At 39.1% G+C, this 6,548-nt stretch carries 8 protein-coding genes; all 8 read left to right on the top strand.

Annotation, left to right across the window (positions count from 1 at the left end; all coding sequences use genetic code 11):
• Positions 1 to 108 precede the first annotated feature (108 nt).
• The 8 genes from JZO85_RS07205 to JZO85_RS07170 are packed head-to-tail and all read left to right on the top strand — an operon-like array spanning position 109 to position 6,491.
• Positions 109 to 717, top strand: a complete 609-nt coding sequence (locus JZO85_RS07205) for a hypothetical protein (protein WP_207107825.1) — start codon at positions 109 to 111, stop codon at positions 715 to 717.
• Positions 710 to 1,393, top strand: coding sequence for a class D sortase (locus JZO85_RS07200; protein ID WP_242550255.1), 684 nt, complete (start codon positions 710 to 712; stop codon positions 1,391 to 1,393). Before JZO85_RS07205 ends, JZO85_RS07200 begins: the two co-directional genes overlap by 8 nt.
• 15 nt (positions 1,394 to 1,408) lie before the next feature.
• Complete coding sequence (locus tag JZO85_RS07195; RefSeq protein ID WP_207107824.1) at positions 1,409 to 2,254, top strand: hypothetical protein; 846 nt, start codon at positions 1,409 to 1,411, stop codon at positions 2,252 to 2,254.
• A 14-nt stretch (positions 2,255 to 2,268) separates the two neighbouring features.
• The gene (locus tag JZO85_RS07190; protein ID WP_207107823.1) at positions 2,269 to 3,057 is read left to right on the top strand and encodes a YveK family protein; all 789 of its coding nucleotides are present in this window, start codon (positions 2,269 to 2,271) and stop codon (positions 3,055 to 3,057) included.
• Between the two features lie 14 nt (positions 3,058 to 3,071).
• Positions 3,072 to 3,833, top strand: a complete 762-nt coding sequence (locus tag JZO85_RS07185; protein ID WP_207107822.1) for a CpsD/CapB family tyrosine-protein kinase — start codon at positions 3,072 to 3,074, stop codon at positions 3,831 to 3,833.
• A 7-nt stretch (positions 3,834 to 3,840) separates the two neighbouring features.
• The gene (locus JZO85_RS07180) at positions 3,841 to 4,608 is read left to right on the top strand and encodes a tyrosine-protein phosphatase (protein ID WP_207107821.1); all 768 of its coding nucleotides are present in this window, start codon (positions 3,841 to 3,843) and stop codon (positions 4,606 to 4,608) included.
• A 24-nt stretch (positions 4,609 to 4,632) separates the two neighbouring features.
• Positions 4,633 to 5,349, top strand: a complete 717-nt coding sequence (locus tag JZO85_RS07175) for a sugar transferase (protein WP_207107830.1) — start codon at positions 4,633 to 4,635, stop codon at positions 5,347 to 5,349.
• 2 nt (positions 5,350 to 5,351) lie between these two features.
• The gene (locus JZO85_RS07170) at positions 5,352 to 6,491 is read left to right on the top strand and encodes a glycosyltransferase (RefSeq protein ID WP_207107820.1); all 1,140 of its coding nucleotides are present in this window, start codon (positions 5,352 to 5,354) and stop codon (positions 6,489 to 6,491) included.
• The last annotated feature ends 57 nt before the right edge of the window (positions 6,492 to 6,548 follow it).

Raw genomic sequence — 6,548 nt, 5'->3', positions numbered from 1 at the left:
GTTTTTTTTTGTAATAGAAAGTATACTAAATTCAGCGGAAAAATTGGATTTTTTTTCGCTGAATTGTGACATGGGTAACATAAAAAACTTAGTAAGGGAGGTATGTAGATGAAGAAAATTGTAAGTGGGTTAATTGCGCTCATCGCAGTGGTTTTATTTGTTGGGCCTAGTGCTCATGCGGATGGTGCCATTACTGCTGATGAACAAAGAATTTTGTCGGAGCTGGATAAAGGCGTAACTGTAGGCGGAAAAACGTTTAACATTGGTGCATCAGAACGCGCACAAGCAGAAAATTTCTTGAAACAAAATGATGTTTCTGCTGATAAAGTGAACAGCGTTGTTGCACAAATCCAAAGCGCTCGTTCTTTAGTTGAATCTTCAGGTGTTGATGTTTCAAATATCAACTCTATTGAAGCTTTGATCAAAGCCTTGCCATTGAACACCAAGAACCAATTAAAGGATATTATCACCAAAGCGGCGAATATCCTAGGGCTGACAATCACCTTCTACCCAGGAGGCTATTCTATCACTCAGCCAGGTTCAGGCTCTGCTGGTTCAACTAGCAGTACGACTAAACCAGCCAGCAGTACAGTCTACACATCTGGTGGCGCAGTGAAACAAACTGGTGCTACACATTTGTCTAGTGCAATTTCTTTCGCAAGCTTATTACTTGTTGCAGCAGGTGCATTTGTAGTAGGACGTAAGAAACTTGCGTAGAGCTTCTAGGCTGAAGAGGGTTGGGGCGATTTTGATCGCTCCGATCATCTTTCTGATTTTCGGCTATTCCTTAATATACGTAATTGGAAAACCTGTTATTCAATTTGTTACTTCTTCTATTCAATTGTTTTTATTAACAGATACCCCCGACTTTGAGGCGACGGAACAGACATTTGAGGCTGTAGATAATAAAAAAATCGCGACGAACGAGAAGGACGAACTTCCATCAAGTAAGATCACTTATCCAGTGGGAGGAGAGCTTTTCGGCAAAGTTAAGATAGAAAAAGTACAATTGGATGTTCCTTTATATTTTGGAGATACCGAACAAATTTTACGTCAAGGCGCAGGCCAATTCATGGGGTCTGTATATCCCGGTGAATTAGGGACTTCGCTGATCGGCGGACATAATGTCGATGATTTCGGCAAGCTTGGCGGTGCTCAAGTAGGAGATACGATCGAAGTCCAAACGACTTACGGGAATTATACGTATCGTATTACCCAGCTTGATATCAAAAACAAAAAAGATAAAGAAATTGACGATATGATTTATCAACGAAACGACCGACGGATTATTCTCTATACCTGCTATCCATTAGATAGCTTGGGTCTAACTGATGACCGCTTATTTGCTATTGGAGAGTATGTTTCAGGTCCGATTATTAATGGAAATGAGTAGGAGGAAAGGCAACTTATGAAACAAGCATCAAAAAATGTCCCACGATGGATCTTAGCATTCATCGGGTCTTTACTCCTCTTTGCTACAGTATCGCTGATCTGTATCCGTATGACTTTGTTCAATCAAAACTTTATGATCAAGCAAGTCCATGCGACGGATTATACAGAAACGATCCGTAAAGATATGACACAAAGCATTCAAGACTTAGGTCGCGGCAGTAACATCCCGCCTGAAGTCTTAGCTGATGTTGTCTCGGAAAAAACTGTTTCCGCAAATGTTGATAATTATATTCGCAGTATTTATCAAGAAATTCCCTTTGAGCTTCAAGGGGAAGAACAAATCAAAGACAATATTTTGAAAAACGTGAATCAATACGCACAACAGAAAAATATCACGATCGATGAAACGACACAGCGGAATTTGGATAATTTAGCGAATACCGCTACGAAGAATTACTCAAACTATATCGAGATTCCTTACCTATTAAGTTACGGTAAAAAGGTAATGGCTTTTCAGTCTGCTTTGACGCTGATTCTGATTATCGTTGGCGTGGCTTTCTTATTAGTGTTCGTCGGCTTGCTGCTGATGGTCAAAATGAAGCATCAAAAGGTTCGCTGGAGCAGCGTTACTTTTTTAGGTGCAGGGTTGATGTTAACTGTTTTACCAGCAATCATCTACGTTAGTGGAGTGATCAACCGATTAGGGATCATGTCGGAAGGCTTGTATCGCTTTGTGACAGGCTATATTACAGCGTTTGATTTGAGTTTTGTCTTTGTGGGAATCGCATTGACTGCTTTAGCACTGTTAATGGTGCTGCTTAGTGAGAAGATGCGTTCAAAAAAAATACATAACGTTCGTTAGTGAAGGGAAAAAAGATGGAAGAAACAATCAGCTTAGAAGAGTTATTTCAGGTATTAAAAAAGAAAGCATTATTGATCTTAATGACCACGATTGCCGGAATCGGGCTGGCCGCGGTCGTGACCTTTTTCTTGATCACGCCTAAATACGATTCAGCCGCACAACTAATCGTGCAAAACAACCCGGCAGAAGGAGCAAATACCAATCTGCAAAATGATATCAATGGGAACGTGCTCTTGATCAATACATATAAAGACATGATTAAAGGCGATGTCGTTATCGATGCCGTTCAAAAGGAACTACAAAGTGAATACCAATATACCTACAGCAATGCTGAATTGAAAGACATGATCGAAGTGGAACAGGCGCAAAACTCGCAAATGTTCCAAATCGTTGCGACTTCACCTGAACCACGTAAAGCAGCGACGATCGCGAATGTCACAGCGACGACATTCCAAGAAAAAGCAGAGGATGTTTTAGCAGTTAACAAAGTAACGATTACTTCAAAAGGAGTCGTGCCCTCTAAGGCGGTCTTCCCGAACAATAAATTGAACCTGCTGATCGGAGCAGTCGTAGGCTTGATGCTGGGTGTCGGCTTGGCGTTCTTAACAGAGCTGCTAGATAAGACTGTCAAAGACGAGCGCTTCATTATTGAAGCGTTGGAACTACCGATTTTGGGTCAAGTATCTGAGGTCAGCAAAAAAGAATTGTATGATAATCGAGGAGCAGCAGCTCCACCGCAAGAAAACAAAAAAGAATCACGAGGGACTCGTACAGCGCCCACTCGTAATCGAAAACGCGTGTAAGGGGAAATTTTTAGATGGCAAAAAAGAGACAAGCAATTACACCGGTTGATTTGATCACTGCGATCAATCCTTTTTCAACGGCAGCTGAGCAATACCGGAAGATTCGTACGAACATCGAATTTTCTTCAGCCGATAAAAAAATCAAATCACTTGTCGTGACCTCTTCAGGTCCTTCAGAAGGAAAAACAACAACAGCTTCAAATTTAGCGGTTGTTTTTGCAAATGCAGGCAGCCGGGTCGTATTAGTGGATGCGGATTTAAGAAAACCAAATATCGCATTAAGCTTCAAGGTCCCAAATGTCAATGGGCTAAGTAACTACCTAACTGAAGGCAATACTGCGACGGGAAGCTTCTTATCAGAACCAGAGATGGAAAACGTCTTTCTGACACAAGGAAATACACAGGTTGGCAGTCGCTTGATCGAAACGAATATCGAGAATCTGTATTTAATGCCGAGTGGACCAACACCGCCGAATCCATCTGAGCTGTTGAGCTCAAGACGGATGCAGGAATTAGTAGATACCTTAAGCGAGTCCTTTGATTTAGTGATATTTGACATGCCGCCAGTCGTAACGGTGACTGATGCACAAATCATGTCTTCCTATGTTGACGGGACGATATTGGTTGTGCGGGAACGAAAAACCAATAAGCAAGCAATTTTAGAAGCAAAAAAATTATTGGACATGGTCCAAGCCAAAATTATCGGAGTCGTCTATAACGGTAAGAAACAAGGAGAAGATTCCTACTACTATTATGGAACAGAAGGAAGTAAGTGAGTACTAAATGATCGATCTACATAGTCATATCTTGCCTGGTGTCGATGATGGGGCGCAAACACTTGAGGATAGTCTTGAAATGGCAAAAAAAGCCATCAGTCAAGGAATTACTCATCTGATGTGTACCCCTCATCATAATAATGGAAAGTATAACAACCCGGCAGATAAAATTATTCGAGATGTAGCTGCCCTGCAAAGCGAGCTTGATCAACGAGGACTAGAGTTAACTTTACTTGAAGGCCAAGAGGTTCGGATGACCGAACTGCTATTAACGGCCATCAAACGAGAGGAAATTCTTTTTACCGATTTGGATGATACGTATCTATTGGTCGAATTTCCGACCAATGATATCCCAATCTACGCGGAGCAAATGTTCTATCAGTTGCTTAGTCGAGGACAGGTCCCGGTGATCGTTCATCCAGAAAGGAACGCCGTTTTTCGAGAAGAACCTAATCGATTGATCCCTTTTCTAGAAATGGGTGTGTTAACACAGCTTACTGCCCCAAGTATCGTGGGGATATTCGGCAGTGAGATACAAAAAACAGCAAGACGAATGCTTGAACATCAGATGCTATTTATGGTTGCTTCCGATGCTCACAATCTTCGACACCGCACCTTTTTAATGAAGGAAGCGTATGAAGAAATTGAAAAAATCGGTGGCAGAGAGATGACTGCAGCGATGCAGCAGATGGCAAAAGACTTAGTGAATGGGGATTCAGTAGTCAGACCGAGATATCAGGCAATAAAAGAACCGCGCTTCAAATTTTTTAGTTAAATAGTTTGTTGGGGGGATTAGATGATGAAAAGCGAGAAGACCTTTGGGGATGTGAATAGTTTGAATGATAAACCATTTCCTAATCAGGGGAATCCCAAGGTGATTTGGTTAGATAAGGAAAAAATAGAAAATCAAAAAGGCTATGATTTGATCAAACGGATCATTGATCTAATTTTAGGATGCCTTGGGCTCGTGTTTATTTCTCCAGTCATGTTCTGGATTGCCTATAAAATTCGTAAAGAAGATCCAAGCGGACCAGTAATTTTCATGCAAAAACGTGTTGGCAGAAATGGGAAGCTATTCACCATGTATAAATTCCGGTCAATGTGTGCAGATGCAGAAGAACAACTGGATAGCTTAGTAGATAAAAACGAGATCAAAGGTGCGATGTTCAAAATCAAGGAAGATCCTCGAGTGACAGAGTTTGGTAAATTCATTCGCCGGACTAGCCTAGACGAACTCCCTCAACTACTAAATGTTATCAAAGGCGATATGAGCCTGATCGGTCCACGTCCACCACTACAAAGAGAAGTCGCTGAATACACGCAGTATGACATGCAGCGTCTACTGGTAAAGCCAGGCTGCTCTGGATTGTGGCAGGTCAGTGGTCGGAATGATGTTCATTTTGAAGAGATGGTTGAGTTTGATATTGATTATATTCAAAAACGAGGTATCAGATACGATATTGCATTGATTATTAAGACGATAAAAGTAATGATGAAGCCGGATGGGGCGTATTAAAAATGAAAAAGAAAGTTTTGTTAATTAGTGAATCTATGGGTGGTGGTTTAAGAAAGCATATAGTTCAACTTATTAACAATTTGAATAGAGAAAAGTATGAAATTTATTTTATACACGGAACTAAAACCATGGATTCTGTTTTTGTAGAGGAATATGATTCACTGAAAATGAAAGCGACAATAATTCCCTGTGAGACTTTTACAAGGAGTATAGATTTGAAAAATGATTTGAAAACTCTAAATTTTATCTCAAAAATAATTGAAGAAATTAATCCTGATATTGTACATTGTCATAGCTCTAAAGCTGGTGCAATTGGAAGAATAGCAGCTAGAATGAAAAGAGTAGAAAAAATTTTTTATACACCACATGCTTATTCTTTTTTATCTCCAGAATTTAGTGAGAAAAAGAGAATTATGTTTATTGCTATTGAACGTTTTCTTAGCAGACATTTAACTAATATGACTTTTTGTGTTTCTAAGAGTGAAAAAGAAGAAGCTATAAAAGTGGGAGTTGATACAGAGTCAAAAATTAAAGTAATTTATAATGGACTACCTAGTATTTCTTTTTCAAATAGAAATAGAATTAGAGACGAACTGAATTTGTCTTCTGAAAATTTTATAATCGGTAATAATGCAAGAATGACTGACCAGAAGAACCCAGAACTTTTCTTTAATATTGCAAAAGGATTAATCGAACAAAACACTAACTATCATTTTGTCTGGGCTGGATCAGGCCCGCTTTTAACAAAGGTCAAGAGTTTTGTTGAGAAAAATGATTTAGAAAACAACATTCATTTGTTGGGTGATCGACAAGACAGTGAAATTATTGTTCGGGATTTTGATGTTTTTTTAATAACTTCAAATTATGAAGGATTCCCTTATGCGCCTATCGAAGCTCTTAGAGCAGGTGTTCCAGTCGTAGGTACAAATGTTACTGGTATCTGTGAAGTAATAAATGAAAAACTTAACGGATATCTTTTTGAGAAAAAAAAACCTCAAAAAGCTATGGAGATACTTGAAAGAATATATAACGGTAACATTTTATTTGATAAAGATAAAATAATATCTAGCTATAAAATAAACTATTCTCAAAATGAAATGATAAAAAAAATCGATGATTATTACAGCAAGCAAATAGATTGATTTAAAAGTTTTTGTATTCAGATAAATCAAATTGTGTAAAGGATTAATATAGAGTTA

The sequence above is a fragment of the Candidatus Enterococcus murrayae genome, from assembly GCF_017315985.1.
Taxonomy (GTDB): domain Bacteria; phylum Bacillota; class Bacilli; order Lactobacillales; family Enterococcaceae; genus Enterococcus_A; species Enterococcus_A murrayae.
The sequence above is the reverse complement of the archived record's forward strand: the minus strand, read 5'-3'. Positions and strand labels throughout refer to the sequence as shown.